Raw genomic sequence first — 16,448 nt, 5'->3', positions numbered from 1 at the left:
AGGCGAGCGCCGTACCCGCGTGTACGGTCAGGGCGCCCACACGTGTACGGTCAGGGCGCTCCGCCGGAAGGAGATCTCCGTGCGACTCATTCCCGCAGCAGCGATTGTGCTCCTCACCACCCTGCTCGCCACCCCGGCCGCCGCCGACCCGGGCCCGCCGGGCCAGGTGCGCACCGACCAGGGCGTCGTCCAGGGCGTGGTGCTGAAGGACCGCAGGGAGTTCAAGGGCATCCCGTACGCCGAGCCGCCGGTCGGCGCATTGCGCTGGAAGGCGCCGCGCCCGGCCAGGTCGTGGCGGGGCGTGCGGGACGCGACCGCGTTCGCGAGCCAGTGCGCGCAACCCGCGTCCCCCTTCGGCAACCCGCAGGCCACCTACGCCGAGGACTGCCTCTACCTCAACGTCACCACCCCGCGCCGCGCCGGCAGGCTGCCCGTCATGGTCTGGCTGCACGGCGGCGGCAACCTCAACGGCAACTCCGCCCCGTACGACGGCGCCAAACTGGCGGTGGACGGCGGCGTCGTGGTCGTCACCGTCAACTACCGGCTGGGCGTGCTCGGCTGGCTGGCCCACCCTGCCCTGGAGGCGGGAGAGCATTACCAGAGCGGCAACTACGGCCTGCTCGACCAGCAGGCCGCCCTGCGCTGGGTGCGCCGCAACATCGCGGCCTTCGGCGGCGACCCGGGCAACGTGACCCTGTTCGGCGAGTCGGCCGGCGCCGCCGACACCTGCGCCCACCTGGCCTCGCCCGCCGCGGCCGGGCTGTTCCACCGCGCGATCGCGCAGAGCTACAGCTGCGCCTGGCCCACCAGGACCGAGACGGAGGCCGAGACGGCCGGGGCCGCCTTCGCCGCGGCCGTGGGCTGCTCCGACGCCGCCTGCCTGCGCGCGCTGCCGGTCAAGACGCTGCTGGAGTCCTACCAGGAGCCGAACCCGTACGCGGTGGCCGGCGCCGATGCGGTGCTGCCGGCCCAGCCGCGCGACGCCATCGCCTCGGGGCGCTACAACCGCATGCCGGTCGTCCACGGCAACACGCTCGACGAGATGCGGCTGTTCATCTCGCTGCAGTACCCGCAGCCGATCACCGAGCAGCAGTACGAGGGCTTCGTGCGCGAGACGTACGGGGCCGACGCGGCGGCCGTCCTGGCCCGCTACCCGGCGGCGGACTTCCCCGACCTGCGGATCGCCATCGCGACCCTGCTGACCGACTTCGGCACCCCGCTGGCCACGTGCGGGCACCTGGACGCGCTCGGCCTGTTCGCCCGCTCCGGCGTGCCGGTCTACGGCTACCAGTTCGCCGACAGGGGCGCGCCGCCGCTGGTCGACGTGCCCGGCTTCGAGGAGGGCGCCTACCACGCCTCGGAGTTGGAGTACCTGTTCCCCGGCCTGCTGCCGGGCGGCGGGCTGAACGCCGAGCAGCGGCGGCTGTCGGACGCCATGGTCGGCTTCTGGACGTCGTTCGCCGCCACCGGCCGCCCTCAAGCGGCCTGGCCGCGCTTCCGCTCCCCGGGCGACGTGCTGAGCCTGGCGCCGGGCGCCATCCGCACGGTGAACACGGCCAAGGCGAGCAACTGCGCGTTCTGGGCCGCACTGGGCACCACCCCCGAGCCGGGCCGGGCGGCGGTCAGCTCAGGGCGCGGGTGAGCCGGTCGAGGTCGGCCAGGCGCCGGGCCGGCGCGAGCCGGGCGGCCGTGGCGACGAGCAGCAGCTCGGTGACCGCGATCTCGTGGGCGAGCGGCGCGATCGGCCCGCTCGCCTCGCGCGGCAGGCTGACCAGCACCTCGGCCTCGGCGGCCAGCGGTGAGCCCCACGCGTCGGTGACGAGCACCAGCCGGGCGCCCCGCTCGCGGGCGGCGTGCACGAACCGGGCGGTGGCGGGGGAGTAGCGGCGGAAGTCGTAGGCCACGACCACGTCGGTGGGCCCCAGGTCCAGCACCGTCCTGGCTCGGGCGGGCGCCCCGTCGGGGACGCGGTGCGCGCCGGGGCGCAGGCTGGCGAGCTGGCGGATCAGGTAGTCGGCCGCCAGCTCGCTCAGCGGGCCGCCGAGCGCCCACACGGTGCCCGCCCCGGCCAGCAGCACGGCGACCTTGTGGCACAGCGGCTCGGGCACGGCGGCCAGGGTGCCGTCGAGCCCGGCGCGCAGCTCCTCGGCGGCCTGGCCGAGCCCGGAGGGGCCGGAGACGTGCTCCAGGAGCTGCGAACGATCGCGCGCCCCGTCCCGTACGGCGGCCTGGAAGGCGGCGAATCCGTCGTAGCCGAGCCGGTCGAACAGCCGCGAGGCCGTCGGCGGGCTCACCCCCGCCCGCTCGGCCAGGGCGCGCAGCGAGCCGAGCGCCGCGAAGGGGTAGTCGTCGAGCAGCACCCGGACGACGGCGCGCTCCCCAGGGGGCAGCTCGGGGTAGACGGCGCCGAGGCGGGCCGCGATCGCATCGTTCTCCACGATGACAAATGTTACATCACCCCCGGTTTGACGAAATATACGAAACGGATGTTACGGTGCCGCCATGACTACCTGGCATGGCCTGATCGACAGCCCCTACCGGCGCTGGCTGCCGGTCACCGACGACACCCCCTCCGTCTCGCTGAACGAGGGCAACACCCCGCTGCTGCGCTCGCGGCACCTGTCGGAGCTGACCGGCTGCGAGGTCTGGCTCAAGGTCGAGGGCGCGAACCCGACGGGCTCGTTCAAGGACCGCGGCATGACGGTGGCGATCAGCCGGGCCGCCGAGGCCGGCGCGCGGGCCGTCATCTGCGCCTCCACCGGCAACACCAGCGCCTCGGCCGCCGCCTACGCCGCCCGCGCCGGGCTGAGCGCCGCCGTCCTGGTGCCCAGGAGCGGCGTCGCGCTGGGCAAGCTGAGCCAGGCCGTCCGGTACGGGGCCGAGATCGTCGAGATCGACGGCACGTTCGACGACTGCCTGCGGGTGGCCCGCGAGCTGGCCGCGCACCACCCGATCGCGCTGGTCAACTCGGTCGGCAACGAGCTGCGCCTGGCCGGGCAGCGCACCGTGGCCTACGAGGTGGTCGACGCCCTCGGCGACGCGCCCGACGTGCACTGCCTGCCGGTGGGCAACGGCGGCAACATCACCGCCACCTGGGGCGGCTACCGCAACTACCGCGAAGCGGGGCTGTCCTCCCGGCTGCCGCGCCTGTGGGGCTTCCAGGCGGCCGGCGCGGCCCCGTTCGTGCGCGGCGAGCCCGTCGCGCGGCCGCGCACGGCGGCCACCGCGATCAACATCGGCAGCCCCGCCACCTGGGACGCCGCCCTGGCCGCCCGCGACGAGTCCGGCGGGTTCATCGCCGCGGTGACCGACGAGCAGATCTTCGCGGCGTACCGGCTGGTGGCCCGCCGCGACGGCGTCTTCGCCGAGCCCGCCTCGGCGGCCGGGGTGGCGGGCCTGCTCGACCTGCACGCCCGGGGCGGGCTGGAGGCGGGCCTGCGCATCGTGATCACGCTGAGCGGCAACGGGCTGAAGGACCTCGACGCGTCCCTGCGCGACGGTTACACCGCCGTCGAGACCTCGGCCGCGACCGCGGACGTGGCCCGCGCGCTCCGCCTGGCCGCCTGAAACAACGAGAAGTAACCGTTCGGTAACGTTACGTGACTTCGGTCACGGGCACGAATGTCGCGACAAAGCCGACGAGGCGGCCGATAAGGCCATACGCCCCTCCATCGGCCTATCGCGCCTGCGCCGGCGATCTCCCCTTTCGAGAGGAACGCCACCGTGCCCGCACCTCCCCCTGCCCTGCTGCCCGCCCTGCTGCCCACACTGCGGCGGGCGAGCGCCGCCGCCCTGCTGCTCACCGCCGCGGCGGCGGCGCCCGTCACCGCGCCCGTCACTGCGACCGACACCGCTCCCTGCGAACGCCACCTGCGGCCCGCCCACACCTACCAGGCCCACCAGCAGACCTTCACCACCGACCAGCAAGGACGCCCCGTCGAGGCCCTGGCCAGGAAGCTCGTGGACAAGGCCGCCGAGCGTACCGACTGCCAGAGCACCGTGGGCAACTGGGGCGGCAAGGGCGACTGGAACGGCGGCCACCTCATCGCCGCCTCCTTCGACGGCGTCGGGATGCGCTACAACCTCGTCCCCATGCAGGGCAGGCAGATCAACCAGGGCCTGATGAAGGCCGTCGAGGACGGCGCCCGCTCCTGCCTGCGCGGCGACGTCCCCGTCACCGACTACCGCGTCCGCCTGCGCTACCCCGACCGCACCACCCTCGCCCCCGACCAGATCCGCATCACCCTGTCGGCCTCCCGGAAGCTGGACTTCACCCTGCCCAACCACGCCCTGCCCGCCAAGGACTTCGACTCCGAGCAGGACAGGATCGACAAGGCGTTCCGGGACGCCCGCTGCTCCGATCCCACCTGAAGGGCCGGTATCGTGCGCTCGCAGATGATTCGGCGCAATGTTGTGGGATACCTCCATGCCCGCTCGTGACCATCGTGGTGTGGGATCTACCCCATGAGGAAACAGCGCGGGTTCGCGATGCGGACCCTGGCGAGAGTGGCCGTGTTCGCGGCGCTGATCGCCGTACTCGGCCTGCCCGGATCGCTGAACGTCTTCGGCAACGCCGTCCCGATCACGTTGCAGACCATGGGGGTGATGCTCGCCGGCGCCGTCCTCGGCTCCTGGCGGGCGGCGCTGGCCGTCGTGGTGCTGCTCGTGCTGGTGGCCGCCGGCCTGCCGCTGCTGGCCGGCGGGCGGGGCGGCCTCGGCGTGTTCACCGGGCCGTCGGCCGGCTACCTGGTCGGCTGGGTGGCGGGCGCGGCGGTGACGGGGTGGCTCGTGGAGCGCGGCGGGCGCGACCCCGGCCTCGTCCGCCTCATCGTGGCGTGCCTGGTGGGCGGCGTGGGCGTGATCTACCTGTTCGGCATTCCGGTGCAGGCGCTCGTCACCGGGATCTCCCTCCGCCGGGCGGCCTGGCTCAGCCTCGTCTTCCTGCCCGGCGACGTGATCAAGGCCGTGCTCGCCTCCCTCGTGGCCAGGGGCACCCAGCGCGCCTACCCCGACGCGGTGCCCGCCGTGCACCAGGAGCGCCTGCGCTCGGGCGGGGGGCGTTGACCCGTCCATGCCCGTAGCCCGACACGTCCTGTCGCACGCCGCCGAGCGCCCGTCCCGGCTCGCGGTGCGCGGCCCTTCGTCCGAGCTCACCTACGACGCGCTCGCCCGCCGGATCGAGGGCGCCGGCCGGCACCTGCGCCGCCTCGGCCTCGGCCCGGGCGCGCTGGTCGCCGTCGCGCCCGCCGATCCCGTGGAGCTGCTGGTCGCCGTGCTGGCGGCCGACCTGGCCGGCGCCACGCCGCTGGTCGGCGATCCCGCGTGGGATCGCGAGCGGTGGGGGCAGGTCACCGGCGAGCACCTGGCGGCCCACATCGACGCACCGCTCCCGCACGTACCAGGGCACGACACCCACCCTGAGGCCCGTCCCGGCGACCTAGCCTGGGCGTGCTTCAGCTCCGGCAGCACCGGACGCCCCCGCGCCATCGTGCGCACCCGCGCCTCCTGGACCGGCTCCTACACGCACCTCGACCGCCTGGCCGGGATCGGCCCCGACGACGTCGTGCTGGTGCCGGGCCCGCTGGTCTCCTCCCTGTACGCCTTCGCCGCCCTGCACGCCCTGGCCACCGGCGCGACCGCGATCCTGCCCGGCCGCTGGCCCGCCGGCCGCTCCCTGGCCGGTCACCTTGCCGGGGCGAGCGTCGTGCACGTGGTGCCGCACCGCCTGCCCGACGTGCTGCAGGAGCCGGGCTCGGTCCGCGTGGCCCTGGTCGGCGGCGCGGCGCTCGAGCCGGGCGCGCGGGCGGCGGCCGACGCGGCCGGGGTGCGCGTCGTGTCCTACTACGGGGCCACCGAGATGTCGTTCGTCGCCGTGGACGCCGACGGCGGCGGGCTGCGGCCGTTCCCCGAGGTGGAGATCGAGGTCCGCCCCCGCACCGACGGGGCCCGCACGGGCTCCGGCGAGGCCCGCACCGGCGCGCAGGCGCCGCTCGGCGAGGTGTGGGCCCGCTCGCCCTGGCTCGCCGAAGGCTACCTGGCGGGTGCCGCCGGGCCGCTGCGCCGTGACGGCGACGGCTGGGTGACCGTCGGCGACCTCGCCGAGCCGTACCGGCCGGGGCAGGTGCTGCGGCTGCGCGGGCGCGGCGACGGCGCGATCCAGACCGGCGGCGCCACCGTCGTGCCCGAGGACGTCGAGGAGGTGCTGAGGAAGGTGCCGGGCGTGGCCGACATCGTGGTGGTCGGGCTGCCGCACCCGTCCCTGGGCGCCGTGGTGACGGCCGTCGTCGAGGCGCAGGAGACCTCGGCGCCCCGCAGGGCGCTGCTGGAGGCCACCGCCAGGGGCGGGCTGGACGCGGCGCAGCGGCCCCGCCGCTGGTTCGTGGTGCCGAGCCTGCCGCGCAACCCGACGGGCAAACCGGCCCGCGCCCTGGTGGCGGCCCGGCTGGCGGGCGGCGACCCCGAGATCAGGCGGCTGGCCTGACATGGGCGGCGACATCCCGGTGGTGGTGGCGGCCCGGCGCACGCCGATCGGCACGGCCGGGCACGCGTACAAGGAGCTGACCGTTGACCGGCTGGCCGCGCCCGTGATCGCCGCCCTCGCCGCCGACGTGCCGGGCAGGCGGATCGACGACGTGATGCTGGGCAACTGCATGGGGCCGGGCGGGAACGTGGCCCGCGTGTCGGCGCTGGCCGCCGGGCTGGGGCACGAGGTGCCGGGGCTGACGGTGGACCGGCAGTGCGGCAGCGGGCTGGCCGCGATCCTGCTGGCCGGGCAGGCCGTGCGGGCGGGCGCGTCGGACCTGGTGATCGCGGGCGGGGCCGAGAGCGCCTCGACCGCCCCGCTGCGCACGTTCAGAGGGGACGCGGAGCCGTACGCGCGGGCGCCGTTCACCCCGTCCGGCCATCCCGACCCCGACATGGGGCCGGCCGCCGAAGCGCTCGCGGCGGCGTACGGGATCGGCCGCGACCGCCAGGACGCCTACGCCTGCCACAGCCACGCCCGCGCCCTGGCCGCCAGGCAGGCCGGGCTGTTCGAGCAGGAGATCGTCCCGATCGGGGAGCGGCGCGACGACCAGCGCCCGCGCCCGCTGCGCGCCGCCTCGCTGGCCCGCCTGCCTGCGGCGTTCGTCCGGGAAGGTACAGTGACGGCCGGTAATTCCTCCCCGGTCAGCGACGGCGCCGCGGCCGTGGCCCTCGTGCCGGAGCGGCTGCGCGCGGGCCTGCCGGGGATGCGGCTGGTGGCCGGGGCCGTGGCCGGGTGCGATCCGGAGCTGCCCGGGTGGGGGCCGGTGCCGGCGATCCGCCGGGTGCTGGCGCGGACGGGGGTGGACATGGGGCGGGTCGCGGCGGTGGAGATCGTCGAGGCGTTCGCGGCGCAGGTGCTGGCCGTCACCGACGCGCTCGGGCTCGACCCGCTGGGCGCCGACGACGAGCGCGTGTGCGCCGGCGGCGGCGCGCTGGCGCTGGGCCATCCGTGGGGCGCGAGCGGGGCCGTCGTGGTGACCCGGCTGTTCAGCCGGCTGGTCCGGGCCGGCGCCCCGCCGGGCACCCTGGGGTTGGCGGCGGCGGCCGTCGGGGGCGGGATGGGCGTGGCGGCGCTGTTCGAGGTGGTGTGATGGCGATCGAGTTCGACGAGGTGCACGTCCGCCTCGGGCAGCGCGACGTGCTGCGCGGCGTCACCGCCTCCCTGACCGAGCGGCGCGTCGGCGTGGTCGGCGCCAACGGCTCGGGCAAGAGCACCCTGGCCCGCCTGGTCAACGGCCTGGCGCTGCCCACCTCCGGCAGCGTCACCGTGCTCGGCCTGGACACCCGACGCCACGCCGCGAAGATCAGGCGCGGCGTCGGCTTCCTGTTCACCGACCCCGACGCGCAGATCGTCATGCCCACCGTGGCCGAGGACGTCGCCTTCTCCCTGCGCCGCAAGGGCCTGGCACGCGAGGAGGTCGAGCGGCGCGTGGCCGACGTCCTGGCCCGCTACGGGCTGGCCGATCACGCCGACCATCCCGCCCATCACCTGTCGGGCGGGCAGAAGCAGCTCCTGGCATTGTGCTCGGTCATGGTGCTGGAGCCCGAGATCCTGGTCATGGACGAGCCCACCACACTGCTGGACCTGCGCCACTCGCGCCAGGTCGCCGGCCTGCTCGGCGAGATGCCGCAGCAGGTGCTGGTGGTCACCCACGACCTGCCGCTGCTGGCCGGCTTCGATCGGGTGCTGGTGCTCGACGAGGGCCGCGTCGTCGCCGACGGCTCCCCGGAGGAGGCCATCGGCCACTACAGGAAGCTCATGGCGTGAACGCCCTGACCGGCGCGTACGTGCCCGGCTCCTCCCCGCTGCACCGCCTGCCCGCCGGCGCCAAGCTGGCCGGCCTGGCCGTGGCGTGCACCGTGCTGGTGCTGCTGGGCTCCCCCCTGGCCCTGGCCGGGGCGGGAGTGGTGGTCGTGGTCCTGTACGCGCTGTCGCGGGTGGGCGTGGCGGCGGCGTGGGCGCAGGTGCGGCCGGTGCGCTGGTTCGCGGCGGCGCTGTTCGTGATGCAACTCGTCTTCGCCGGCCTGGACGGAGCGGTCTCCACGACGCTGCGGGTGGTGCTGGCCGTGGCGCTGGCGGGGCTGGTGACGCTCACCACCCGCACCGCGGCGATGATGCGGGCGCTGGAGCGGTGCCTGTCGCCGGCCAGGTTCGTGGGGCTGGACCCGTTCCGGCTGTCGTTGCTGCTGTCGCTGACCGTACGCAGTGTGCCGGTGGTGGCCGCGCTGGCGGCCCGCGTCAGGGAGGCGCAGCGGGCCAGGGGAGTGGAGCGCAGCGTGCGGGCGTTCGCGGTGCCGCTGGTGGTCGGCGCGCTGCGGCACGCGGACGCGCTCGGCGAGGCGTTGAGCGCGCGCGGCTTCGACGACTTATAGTTATCCCAGGCTTGACTTATATAAGCAGTGGTTGAAACACTGCTGGTCGTGCACGCATTCGACGTCCTCGGTGATCCGGTCCGCCGCCGGATCCTGGAGCTGCTCGCCGGCGGCGAGCGCAGCTCCGGCGAGGTCACCGCCGTCATCCAGCAGGAGTTCGGCATCTCCCAGCCGGCCGTCTCCCAGCACCTGCGGGTGCTGCGCGACAACGGGTTCGCCAGCGTGCGGGCCGAGGGCACCCGGCGGCTGTACGCCGTCGAGCCGGGGCCGCTGCGGGAGGTCGACCTCTGGCTGGACCGCTTCCGGGGTTTCTGGGAGCAGCGCCTGGACGCCCTGGCCACGGAGCTGGCCCGGGGCAAGCGCGAACGCCGCATCACCAACGAGACGAAGGACGAACCATGAACATGATCGACCATCTCACGCGGGCACATCGTGAGCTGATCGACGGCAAGCGCAAGAGCGTCGTGCTGCGCCGCCACTACGACGCCGAGGTCTCCGACGTCTGGCAGGCCATCACCGACCCCGACCGGCTCAGCCGCTGGTTCATGCCCATCAGTGGAGACCTGCGGCTGGGCGGCACGTACCAGCTCGAAGGCAACGCCGGCGGCGAGATCCTGCGCTGCGAGCCGCCGAGCCTGCTCAAGGTCTCCTGGCTGTTCGGCCCCGACCCCGGCTTCTCCGAGGTCGAGGTGCGCCTGGCCGCCGAGGACGGCGGCACGCGCTTCGAGCTCGTCCACACCGCCGAGCCGCCCGAGGAGTTCTGGTCGCAGTACGGCCCCGGCGCGACCGGTGTCGGCTGGGACCTGGCCCTGCTCGGCCTGGCCCTGCACCTGGAGGGCGGCGAGAAGGTCGACGAGGCCACCTTCCACCTCACCGAGGACGGCCGCGCCTACATCCTGGGCAGCGCCCGCTCCTGGGGCGAGGCCCACCGCGCCGCCGGCGCCCCCGACGACGTGGTGGACGAGACCGTCGCCAGGATCAACGCGTTCTACGCCCCGGAGAAGGAGGAGTCCTGATGAGGATCACCACGTTCCTGATGTTCCAGAACCGCGACGCCGAGGAGGCGATGAACTTCTACGTGTCGCTGTTCGACGACGGCAAGGTGGTCTCCGTCAAGCGCTACGGCCCCGGCGAGGACGGGCCCGAGGGCACGATCCAGCACGCCACGTTCTCGCTGGCGGGCCGGGAGTACATGTGCATCGACAGCCCCCCGGTCCACGGCTTCACCTTCACGCCGTCGATGTCGCTGTTCGTCGACTGCGACAGCGAGGAGCAGCTCCAGCGCCTCTACGACGCGCTGCTGGAGGACCGGCAGGCGCTGATGCCGCTCGGCTCGTACGGGTTCAGCAGGAAGTTCGGCTGGGTCAACGACCGTTTCGGCGTCTCCTGGCAGCTCAACCTGCCCTGACCGGGCCGTTTCCGGTCAGATGAGGCTCTGGCCGCCGTCCACCGTGACCACCGTGCCGGTCACGAAGTTGTTCGCCATGAGGAACAACGCCGCCGAGGCGGCCTCCTCCGCCGTCGCGAACCGTCCCAGGGGCGCGCTCTGCCCGGCCGCCGCCACAGCCGCGTCGTCGGCCAGGCCCAGCGCGCCGCGCGACAGCGGCGTGTCCACGACCCCGTACCTGATCGCGTTGACGCGCAGCCGCCGCGGCGCCAGCTCCACCGCCAGGGCGCGGGTCAGGCCCTCGACGGCGCCGATGCTCGCGATGGCCGCCGACGCGCCGGGGATCGGGCGGGTCAGGTAGAGGCCGGAGCTGAAGGTGAGGGAGCCACCGGCGGGCAGGCGGCGGGCGGCGGCCCTGGCGACGTCGTACGCGCCCCAGATGCGCCCCTCCACCGTCTCGCGCACCTGCTCGCGCGGCGTGTCCAGCAGCGCCCCGCCCGCGAAGCCGCCCGCCGTCACCAGGACGTGGTCCACGCTGCCCGCCTGGTCGAGCGCCTGCTCCAGGACGCTCTCATCCGTCCCGTCGCCCGCGACGCCGGTCACGGAGGCGCCGTCCGCCGTGCGCAGCCGGTCCACGGCGGACGCCAGGCGGCCGGCGTCGCGGGCCATGAGCACGACGCGGGCGCCCACGGAGGTCAGCAGGGCGCCGGCGGCCAGCCCGATACCGGAGCTGCCCCCGACCACGACCACCGTGCGGCCCTCCAGGGCGGCGGGCATGGGGGTGGTGACGGGAATGGGAGCAAGGGTCGTGGACATGGCGGTTCTCCTTCTGAAGCGAAATAAACCATCTAGTTGGTTTAGCCGATGGGCACCACCATGGCGCAGAGGCGGTCAATAAGTCAACTGGATGGTTTAATTGGCGGCATGACCTACGACGCGGAGGCCACCCGGCAGCGGATCTTCGAGGCCGCCACGGCCGAGTTCGCCGAGCACGGCCTGGCCGGCGGCAGGGTCGACCGCATCGCCGCCGCCGCCTGCGCCAACAAGCAGGCCATCTACCTGTACTACGGCGGCAAGGAGAAGCTGTTCGGCGCCGTCGTCCGCGCCAAGCTGGACGAGATCTGCCACGCGGTCAGCCTCGACCCCCGCACCCTGCCCGAGGCGGTCGGGCAGCTCTACGACTGGTACCACGAGCACCCCGAGCTGATCCGCCTGCTGCTGTGGGAGGCGCTGGAGGCCGGCGGCGGCCCGGTCGAGGGCGAGCAGGAGCGCAAGGACTCCTACCGCGGTCACGTCGACGGCCTCCTGACCGCCGGCCTGCCCGACCGGGCCACGGCCCAGGACTGGCTGTTCACCATCCTCGGCCTGGTGGCGTGGAACTTCGCGGTGCCGCAGCTGCGCCGCCTCATCCTCGACGAGCCCGACCCCGAGCGGGCCGTGGCCCGGCGGCGCGAGATCGTGGTGGGGCTGGCCCGTGCGCTGGCCGAGCAGGCGCCCGCCTGACCTCGCGAGAACCTCAGGAAAGAAGGACGTGCACGACCTCCTCGCCCCCGCCATCGAGGTCGCCGACCTCACCCAGCGATCCGGACCCGTGCCCGCTGTCGACCGGCTGAGCCTCAGCGTCCCGCCGGGCACGTCCTGCGGCATCGCCGGCCCGAACGACGCCGCCAAGACCACGACCCTGACGGCCATCCGGGGGCTGCTGGAGCTGGAGCTCGGAGTCGTGGCGCCCGGCAGGAGCCGGCGAGGGCCTTGAGGCGGCCGGCATCCAAGGCCCGGGCGATGCCACACAGATCTCCGTAACTACGCGAACGCGACACCTGCCATTGTTCGACGCTCTCATGCCAGGTGTATCCGTGGGCCAGCCGACAGAGGAGGGCGTTAAGGTGGTGAGTGAGCACTTACCAACCTGTCTGAGAGGCGACGCGCATGAAGATCACCGTCTTCGGAGCCACCGGCGGCACCGGGCTGGAGCTGCTGCGCCAGGGGCTGGAGCGGGCCCACGACGTCACCGCCGTCGTCCGCGACGCCGGCCGCCTGCCCGCCGGTCTGCGTGACCGCCTCGACGTGCTCGAGGCCGACATCATGAACCCCGACGCCATCGCCCCCGCCGTCGCGGGCCGGGACGCCGTGCTGAGCGCGATGGGCTCGCGTGAACGCGGCCCCACCACCGTCCAGACCGGCAGCATCACCTCCATCCTCGCCGCGATGCGGCGGGAGGGCGCGCGGCGGCTGCTGATGGTCAGCGCCGCCGGGCTGGAGGCCGACGCCGGCGACGGGCCGTTCACGCGGTACGTGCTCAAGCCGCTGATCGTCCAGCGGTTGTTCCGTCACTCCTACGCCGACCTGGCCAGGGCCGAACAGCTGCTGCGCGGCAGCACCGGGGTGGACTGGACGATCGTGCGGCCCGCCCGCCTGACCGACGCCGGCCGTACCGGCGCCTACCGCACGGCCAGAGACCTGAGCGTCCGGGGCGGGCTGTCCACCACCCGCGCCGACGTGGCCGACTGCATGCTGGAGCTGATCGGCGATCGTACGTCGGTCGGCCACGTCGTCTCGGTCGCCTCCTGAAGCGGCGCGGGCGTTCAGGGGGCGATGTCGACCAGGACCTTGCCGACAGCGCCGGCCTCCACCGCGCGGTGGGCGTCGGCGGTGCGGTCGAGGGGGAAGCGGGTCAGCGGCAGGCCGTGCTCCTCGCCGACCGGGAGCGCGCCGTCGGCCAGGGCGGCGGAGACGTCCTCGACGGCCGCGGCGATCACCTGCGGGCCGGCCGTGTAGAGCACCAGGAACTGCAGGCGCGTGTTCAGCACCATGTTGCGCAGCACGTCCAGCTCGACCGGCCGGCCGCCGTCGTTGGCGTAGGTCGCGATCGTGCCGCGCGCACGCAGGACGGCGAGGTCCAGCGCGAGGTTCGCGCCCAGCGCCACCTCGGCGACCAGGTCCACGCCGTGCGGGGCGATCGCGCGGATCTCGGCGGCCGGGTCGCCCTCACGGTAGTTGACCACGTGGTGCGCCCCGGCGGCGGTGGCCAGCCGCGCCTTCTCCGGGCCGCTGACCGTGCTGATCACGGTGGCGCCCGCCCAGCGGGCGAGCTGGATCACCGCGTGCCCGACCGCGCCGGCCCCGCCCGCGGCGAGCACCACGGCGCCGTCGAGCGCCCCCGGCCGCAGCCGCCGCGGCCCGTCCTCGGCGACGGTGAGCGCGCGGTGCGCGGTGAGCGCGGGGACGCCGAGCGCGGCGCCGACATCGAAGCCGGCCTGCTCGGGCAGGGGCACGGCCCGGTCGGCGGGCACGACGGCGAACTCGGCGGCGGTGCCGGTGGGCCGCCCCGCGGCGGCCATGAACACCCAGACCCGCTGGCCGGCCCGGCTCCCGTCGACCCCCTCGCCGACCGCGTCGATCGTGCCGGCGCCGTCGAGGTGCGGCGTGATCTCGGCGAACTGCTTGGCGTGGCCGGAGCCCGAACGCGCCTGCCAGTCGGTCGGGTTGACCCCGGACACGGCGACGCGGACGCGTACCTCGCCGGGGCCCGGCTCGGGCAGGTCACGCTCGACGAACCGCAGCACCTCGGGGCCGCCGGTGTCCTCATAGACGACGGCCTTCATGCGCGCCTGCCTCGTGGCGACGGTCATGCCTCTTCCTCCTGGTCCGGTGTTCTCATAGCGACGTACAGCAGCTCGGCCTGGTAGAGGGCCATGAGCCGGTGGGCGATGGGGGCGGCGCGCTCCCGGGCCGCGTCCGGGTCGTGGTGCTCGACCTTGACGAGCCAGGCCGTGACGCAGTCGTGCAGCATCGCGCGCATCCGTCCGGTCATGTCGACGACGATGTCGCGGATGTCAGGGTTCGTGGTGGCCTCGCCCCAGGTCTGCACGCCGACCCGGGCCTCGGCCGGGTCGATCGCGGCGACCAGGAGCGCGAGCAGGTCGTCGGGGCCGGGCGGGGTGTCGGCGGCCGCGTACTCGCCCAGGACGCCGGCGCGCTTGGCGAGCACCTCGCGGGCGGCGGCCCGGACCAGCTCGGCCTTGTTGCGGTAGTGCGCGTAGATCGAGCCGGCCGACAGGCCGGACTCGGCGGTGATGTCGGCGATCGAGGTCTGCGCCAGGCCGTTGCGGCCGAAGCAGCGCACGGCGGCGTCGGCGATCTGGGCCCGCCGGAGCTCCTTGCGCGCGTCGGTGAGTCGCGGCACCACACCTCCCACAAAAAGAATGGCCCTTCTGTTTGTGGGCAATCTAGCAGAACGCGATCGGCACGCTGATGGGGCCCAGGAGCCACGCCCGGGTGCGAAGGGGGCGAACCCGAAACCCTCACGTGACGGACGACATCAGGACATTGCGCGAAGAAGGGCCAAAGGTGCCGCCATCATGGGACTGGATCTGCATTCAGCGCGATTGACTGGGGTGCCAGAGTGGTGCGAGCAGGGACCACCTCCCGCTCCCGCCTGTCCCAGGGCGGTGCCGTCCCGTTGATCACGCTGGAGCGGCTGGAGCATGCCGCGCGCCGGTGCGGCGGGTCCAGATGGAGCAGGGGCCGGAGGTCGAAGACCTGGACCCGCGCCGGACGATGACGACTCGGGGGTGAACGGTGAACGACGAAGCCGATGCCGTGGTGATCGGAGCGGGCATCAACGGCCTGGTGGCCGCGGCCGAGCTCGCGGGCGCGGGATGGACGGTGGTGCTGCTCGACACGCGCGACCGGCTCGGCGGGTTCATGGACTCTGCGGAGCTGACCATCCCCGGGCACGTCCACGACACGTTCTCCTCGTGGCATCCGCTGTTCGTCGGGGGCGGCGCGTACGCCGAGCTCGGCGCGGCGCTGCACGAGCGCGGCCTGGAGTACGCCAACACCGATGGCGCCGTGACCGCGTCGATCTCCGAGCGCGGCGTCGTCATCGCCGACCGGGACCCGGCGGCGACCGCCGCCCGGCTGGCCCACGCCGACGACCGGGCGGCGTACCGCACCATGCTCGGCGAGTTCGAGCGGCGTGCGGGCGTCGTGTTCGGCGTGCTCGGCTCGGAGCTGCGCGCCCCGGACCTCGCGCGGATCGGCGCGACCGCGCTGCGGGGCGTGGGCGTCAGCGGCGCGTTGGAGCTGGCCCGGGTCGCCGCGCAGAGCGGCCGCGGCTTCGTCCGCGAGCGTTTCACCGGATGGGAGGCCGACCAGCTCTGGACACCGTGGCTGCTGCATGCCGGGCTGGGCCCTGACCACGCCGGCGGCGGCCTGATGCTGCCGGTGATGGCGGCCACCCTGCACGGCATCGGCCTTCCGGTGGTGAAGGGCGGCGCGCGGCGGTTCGTCGCGGCCTTCGAGCGCCTGCTCGCCGACCGTGGCGTCGAGGTGCGTCTGGGTGTCCGCGCCGAGCGGATCGAGGTCGCCGGCGGGCGCGCGGTCGCCGTCCATGCCGGCGGCCGGCGGGTCGCGGCCCGCAGGGCGGTGCTGGCCTCGACCTCGACCGGCGATCTGTACGAGCGGCTGCTGGACCGTGACGCCGTGACCGACAAGGGGCGGCGTGCGGCGCGGTTGCACCGGCCGGGCCGGGCCGCCATGCAGATCCACCTCGCCCTCGGCGACCGGCTGCGCTGGAGCGATGCCGGCCTGGACCCGGTGCCGCTGGTGCACATCTCGAACGGCGCCGACAGCACCGGCATCGCCTGCGCCCAGGCCGAGGCCGGGCTGCTGCCCGCCGCGCCCACGGTCGTCGTCGGGCAGCAGACGGTGCTCGACCCCAGCCGCGCGCCGGAGGGCGCCGGCACGTTGTGGATCCAGCTCCAGGAGCTGCCGTTCGCTCCCCGTGGCGACGCCGCGGGCGAGATCGACGTGGCCGGCGGGTGGAGCGAGGAGGTCGTGGCGGCATACACGGACCGGGTGATCGATCGCATCGCGGCCTTCGCCCGCGGTCTTCGCGACAGCATCCGCGGCACCGTCGCCCTGCCGCCGCCCGCCCTGCTCGCCGCGAACCCGAACGCGGTCGCCGGTGACCCGTACGGCGGCGCCGCCGAGCTCGACCAGAGCTTCGTGTGGCGGCCCGGCACCGGGACCGGCCACCGGACGGGCATCGCCGGGCTCTGGCACATCGGCGCGTTCACCCATCCCGGCGCCGGCCTCGGAGGCGGCTCGGGCCACATCGTGGCCCGGCAGCTCCTTGCGGGCGGCGGTGTCCGGGCCA

19 protein-coding genes are annotated in these 16,448 nt (G+C 74.5%); 15 read left to right on the top strand and 4 right to left on the bottom strand.

The genetic code is table 11. From position 1 onward, the window contains the following. Window positions 1–79 precede the first annotated feature (79 nt). The gene (locus tag HCN51_RS15985; protein ID WP_206067084.1) at window positions 80–1,642 is read left to right on the top strand and encodes a carboxylesterase family protein; all 1,563 of its coding nucleotides are present in this window, start codon (window positions 80–82) and stop codon (window positions 1,640–1,642) included. On the opposite strand, the gene HCN51_RS62265 is transcribed toward HCN51_RS15985, so the two are convergent. Further along, on the bottom strand, window positions 1,623–2,438 hold the full coding sequence (locus HCN51_RS62265; protein WP_168010408.1) for an SIS domain-containing protein: 816 nt from the start codon (window positions 2,436–2,438) through the stop codon (window positions 1,623–1,625). The two genes, HCN51_RS15985 and HCN51_RS62265, sit on opposite strands and share 20 nt — an antisense overlap. Window positions 2,439–2,502: 64 nt before the next feature. Between HCN51_RS62265 and thrC the strand changes: the two genes are divergently transcribed. The 10 genes from thrC (at window position 2,503) to HCN51_RS15930 (ending at window position 10,306) form a co-directional block, all read left to right on the top strand. Beyond that, complete coding sequence (gene thrC, locus HCN51_RS15975) at window positions 2,503–3,567, top strand: threonine synthase (RefSeq protein WP_168010407.1); 1,065 nt, start codon at window positions 2,503–2,505, stop codon at window positions 3,565–3,567. A gap of 156 nt (window positions 3,568–3,723) precedes the next feature. After that, complete coding sequence (locus HCN51_RS15970) at window positions 3,724–4,371, top strand: DNA/RNA non-specific endonuclease (RefSeq protein ID WP_168010406.1); 648 nt, start codon at window positions 3,724–3,726, stop codon at window positions 4,369–4,371. Between the two features lie 93 nt (window positions 4,372–4,464). Then, the gene (locus HCN51_RS15965; RefSeq protein WP_168010405.1) at window positions 4,465–5,064 is read left to right on the top strand and encodes a biotin transporter BioY; all 600 of its coding nucleotides are present in this window, start codon (window positions 4,465–4,467) and stop codon (window positions 5,062–5,064) included. A gap of 7 nt (window positions 5,065–5,071) precedes the next feature. Beyond that, complete coding sequence (locus HCN51_RS15960) at window positions 5,072–6,481, top strand: class I adenylate-forming enzyme family protein (RefSeq protein ID WP_168010404.1); 1,410 nt, start codon at window positions 5,072–5,074, stop codon at window positions 6,479–6,481. A gap of 1 nt (window position 6,482) precedes the next feature. Further along, entirely contained in the window at window positions 6,483–7,616 is a 1,134-nt protein-coding gene (locus HCN51_RS15955; protein ID WP_168010403.1) for a thiolase family protein, read from the top strand. After that, window positions 7,616–8,293, top strand: coding sequence for an energy-coupling factor ABC transporter ATP-binding protein (locus HCN51_RS15950; protein WP_168010402.1), 678 nt, complete (start codon window positions 7,616–7,618; stop codon window positions 8,291–8,293). Before HCN51_RS15955 ends, HCN51_RS15950 begins: the two co-directional genes overlap by 1 nt. Continuing rightward, window positions 8,290–8,898 (top strand): CbiQ family ECF transporter T component, encoded by a 609-nt coding sequence (locus HCN51_RS15945; protein ID WP_168010401.1) that lies wholly within the window; start codon window positions 8,290–8,292, stop codon window positions 8,896–8,898. The genes HCN51_RS15950 and HCN51_RS15945 overlap by 4 nt, the downstream gene beginning before the upstream one ends. Window positions 8,899–8,946: 48 nt before the next feature. Next, window positions 8,947–9,300 carry an ArsR/SmtB family transcription factor gene (locus HCN51_RS15940; RefSeq protein ID WP_080038799.1) on the top strand — a complete coding sequence of 118 codons (354 nt, stop codon included), beginning with the start codon at window positions 8,947–8,949 and terminating at the stop codon, window positions 9,298–9,300. Continuing rightward, window positions 9,297–9,914, top strand: a complete 618-nt coding sequence (locus HCN51_RS15935; protein WP_240972895.1) for an SRPBCC family protein — start codon at window positions 9,297–9,299, stop codon at window positions 9,912–9,914. The genes HCN51_RS15940 and HCN51_RS15935 overlap by 4 nt, the downstream gene beginning before the upstream one ends. Further along, entirely contained in the window at window positions 9,914–10,306 is a 393-nt protein-coding gene (locus HCN51_RS15930; RefSeq protein ID WP_080038802.1) for a VOC family protein, read from the top strand. Before HCN51_RS15935 ends, HCN51_RS15930 begins: the two co-directional genes overlap by 1 nt. 15 nt (window positions 10,307–10,321) lie before the next feature. Here the strand turns inward: HCN51_RS15930 and HCN51_RS15925 are convergent, their stop codons facing one another. After that, complete coding sequence (locus HCN51_RS15925) at window positions 10,322–11,101, bottom strand: SDR family oxidoreductase (RefSeq protein WP_168010400.1); 780 nt, start codon at window positions 11,099–11,101, stop codon at window positions 10,322–10,324. Window positions 11,102–11,209: 108 nt separating this feature from the next. On the opposite strand from HCN51_RS15925, the gene HCN51_RS15920 reads away from it, so the two are divergent. The 3 genes from HCN51_RS15920 (at window position 11,210) to HCN51_RS15910 (ending at window position 12,856) form a co-directional block, all read left to right on the top strand. Then, complete coding sequence (locus tag HCN51_RS15920) at window positions 11,210–11,788, top strand: TetR/AcrR family transcriptional regulator (RefSeq protein ID WP_168010399.1); 579 nt, start codon at window positions 11,210–11,212, stop codon at window positions 11,786–11,788. Window positions 11,789–11,816: 28 nt separating this feature from the next. Continuing rightward, window positions 11,817–12,041: a P-loop NTPase family protein gene (locus tag HCN51_RS15915; RefSeq protein ID WP_168010398.1), complete on the top strand. Its 225-nt coding sequence runs from the start codon at window positions 11,817–11,819 to the stop codon at window positions 12,039–12,041. Between the two features lie 173 nt (window positions 12,042–12,214). After that, complete coding sequence (locus HCN51_RS15910) at window positions 12,215–12,856, top strand: NAD(P)-dependent oxidoreductase (protein WP_168010397.1); 642 nt, start codon at window positions 12,215–12,217, stop codon at window positions 12,854–12,856. Between the two features lie 14 nt (window positions 12,857–12,870). Here the strand turns inward: HCN51_RS15910 and HCN51_RS15905 are convergent, their stop codons facing one another. Both HCN51_RS15905 and HCN51_RS15900 read right to left on the bottom strand, forming a co-directional pair. Then, window positions 12,871–13,917, bottom strand: a complete 1,047-nt coding sequence (locus tag HCN51_RS15905) for an NADPH:quinone reductase (RefSeq protein ID WP_240972894.1) — start codon at window positions 13,915–13,917, stop codon at window positions 12,871–12,873. Next, window positions 13,914–14,471, bottom strand: a complete 558-nt coding sequence (locus HCN51_RS15900; protein WP_168010396.1) for a TetR family transcriptional regulator — start codon at window positions 14,469–14,471, stop codon at window positions 13,914–13,916. Before HCN51_RS15900 ends, HCN51_RS15905 begins: the two co-directional genes overlap by 4 nt. Before the next feature lie 395 nt (window positions 14,472–14,866). On the opposite strand from HCN51_RS15900, the gene HCN51_RS15895 reads away from it, so the two are divergent. Then, on the top strand, window positions 14,867–16,448 hold a 1,582-nt coding region (locus tag HCN51_RS15895), incomplete at its 3' end, for an FAD-dependent oxidoreductase (RefSeq protein WP_168010395.1).

The organism is Nonomuraea composti, assembly GCF_012034275.1.
Lineage (GTDB): Bacteria > Actinomycetota > Actinomycetes > Streptosporangiales > Streptosporangiaceae > Nonomuraea > Nonomuraea composti.
The sequence above is the reverse complement of the archived record's forward strand: the minus strand, read 5'-3'. Positions and strand labels throughout refer to the sequence as shown.

Bases quoted from the DNA above. Each gene is read 5' to 3' on its own strand.
- thrC (WP_168010407.1), top strand. From the start codon at position 2,503: ATGACTACCTGGCATGGCCTGATCGACAGCCCCTACCGGCGCTGGCTG.
- HCN51_RS15965 (WP_168010405.1), top strand. From the start codon at position 4,465: ATGAGGAAACAGCGCGGGTTCGCGATGCGGACCCTGGCGAGAGTGGCC.
- HCN51_RS15960 (WP_168010404.1), top strand. From the start codon at position 5,072: ATGCCCGTAGCCCGACACGTCCTGTCGCACGCCGCCGAGCGCCCGTCC.
- HCN51_RS15955 (WP_168010403.1), top strand. From the start codon at position 6,483: ATGGGCGGCGACATCCCGGTGGTGGTGGCGGCCCGGCGCACGCCGATC.
- HCN51_RS15950 (WP_168010402.1), top strand. From the start codon at position 7,616: ATGGCGATCGAGTTCGACGAGGTGCACGTCCGCCTCGGGCAGCGCGAC.
- HCN51_RS15935 (WP_240972895.1), top strand. From the start codon at position 9,297: ATGAACATGATCGACCATCTCACGCGGGCACATCGTGAGCTGATCGAC.
- HCN51_RS15930 (WP_080038802.1), top strand. From the start codon at position 9,914: ATGAGGATCACCACGTTCCTGATGTTCCAGAACCGCGACGCCGAGGAG.
- HCN51_RS15925 (WP_168010400.1), bottom strand. From the start codon at position 11,101: ATGTCCACGACCCTTGCTCCCATTCCCGTCACCACCCCCATGCCCGCC.
- HCN51_RS15920 (WP_168010399.1), top strand. From the start codon at position 11,210: ATGACCTACGACGCGGAGGCCACCCGGCAGCGGATCTTCGAGGCCGCC.
- HCN51_RS15910 (WP_168010397.1), top strand. From the start codon at position 12,215: ATGAAGATCACCGTCTTCGGAGCCACCGGCGGCACCGGGCTGGAGCTG.
- HCN51_RS15905 (WP_240972894.1), bottom strand. From the start codon at position 13,917: ATGACCGTCGCCACGAGGCAGGCGCGCATGAAGGCCGTCGTCTATGAG.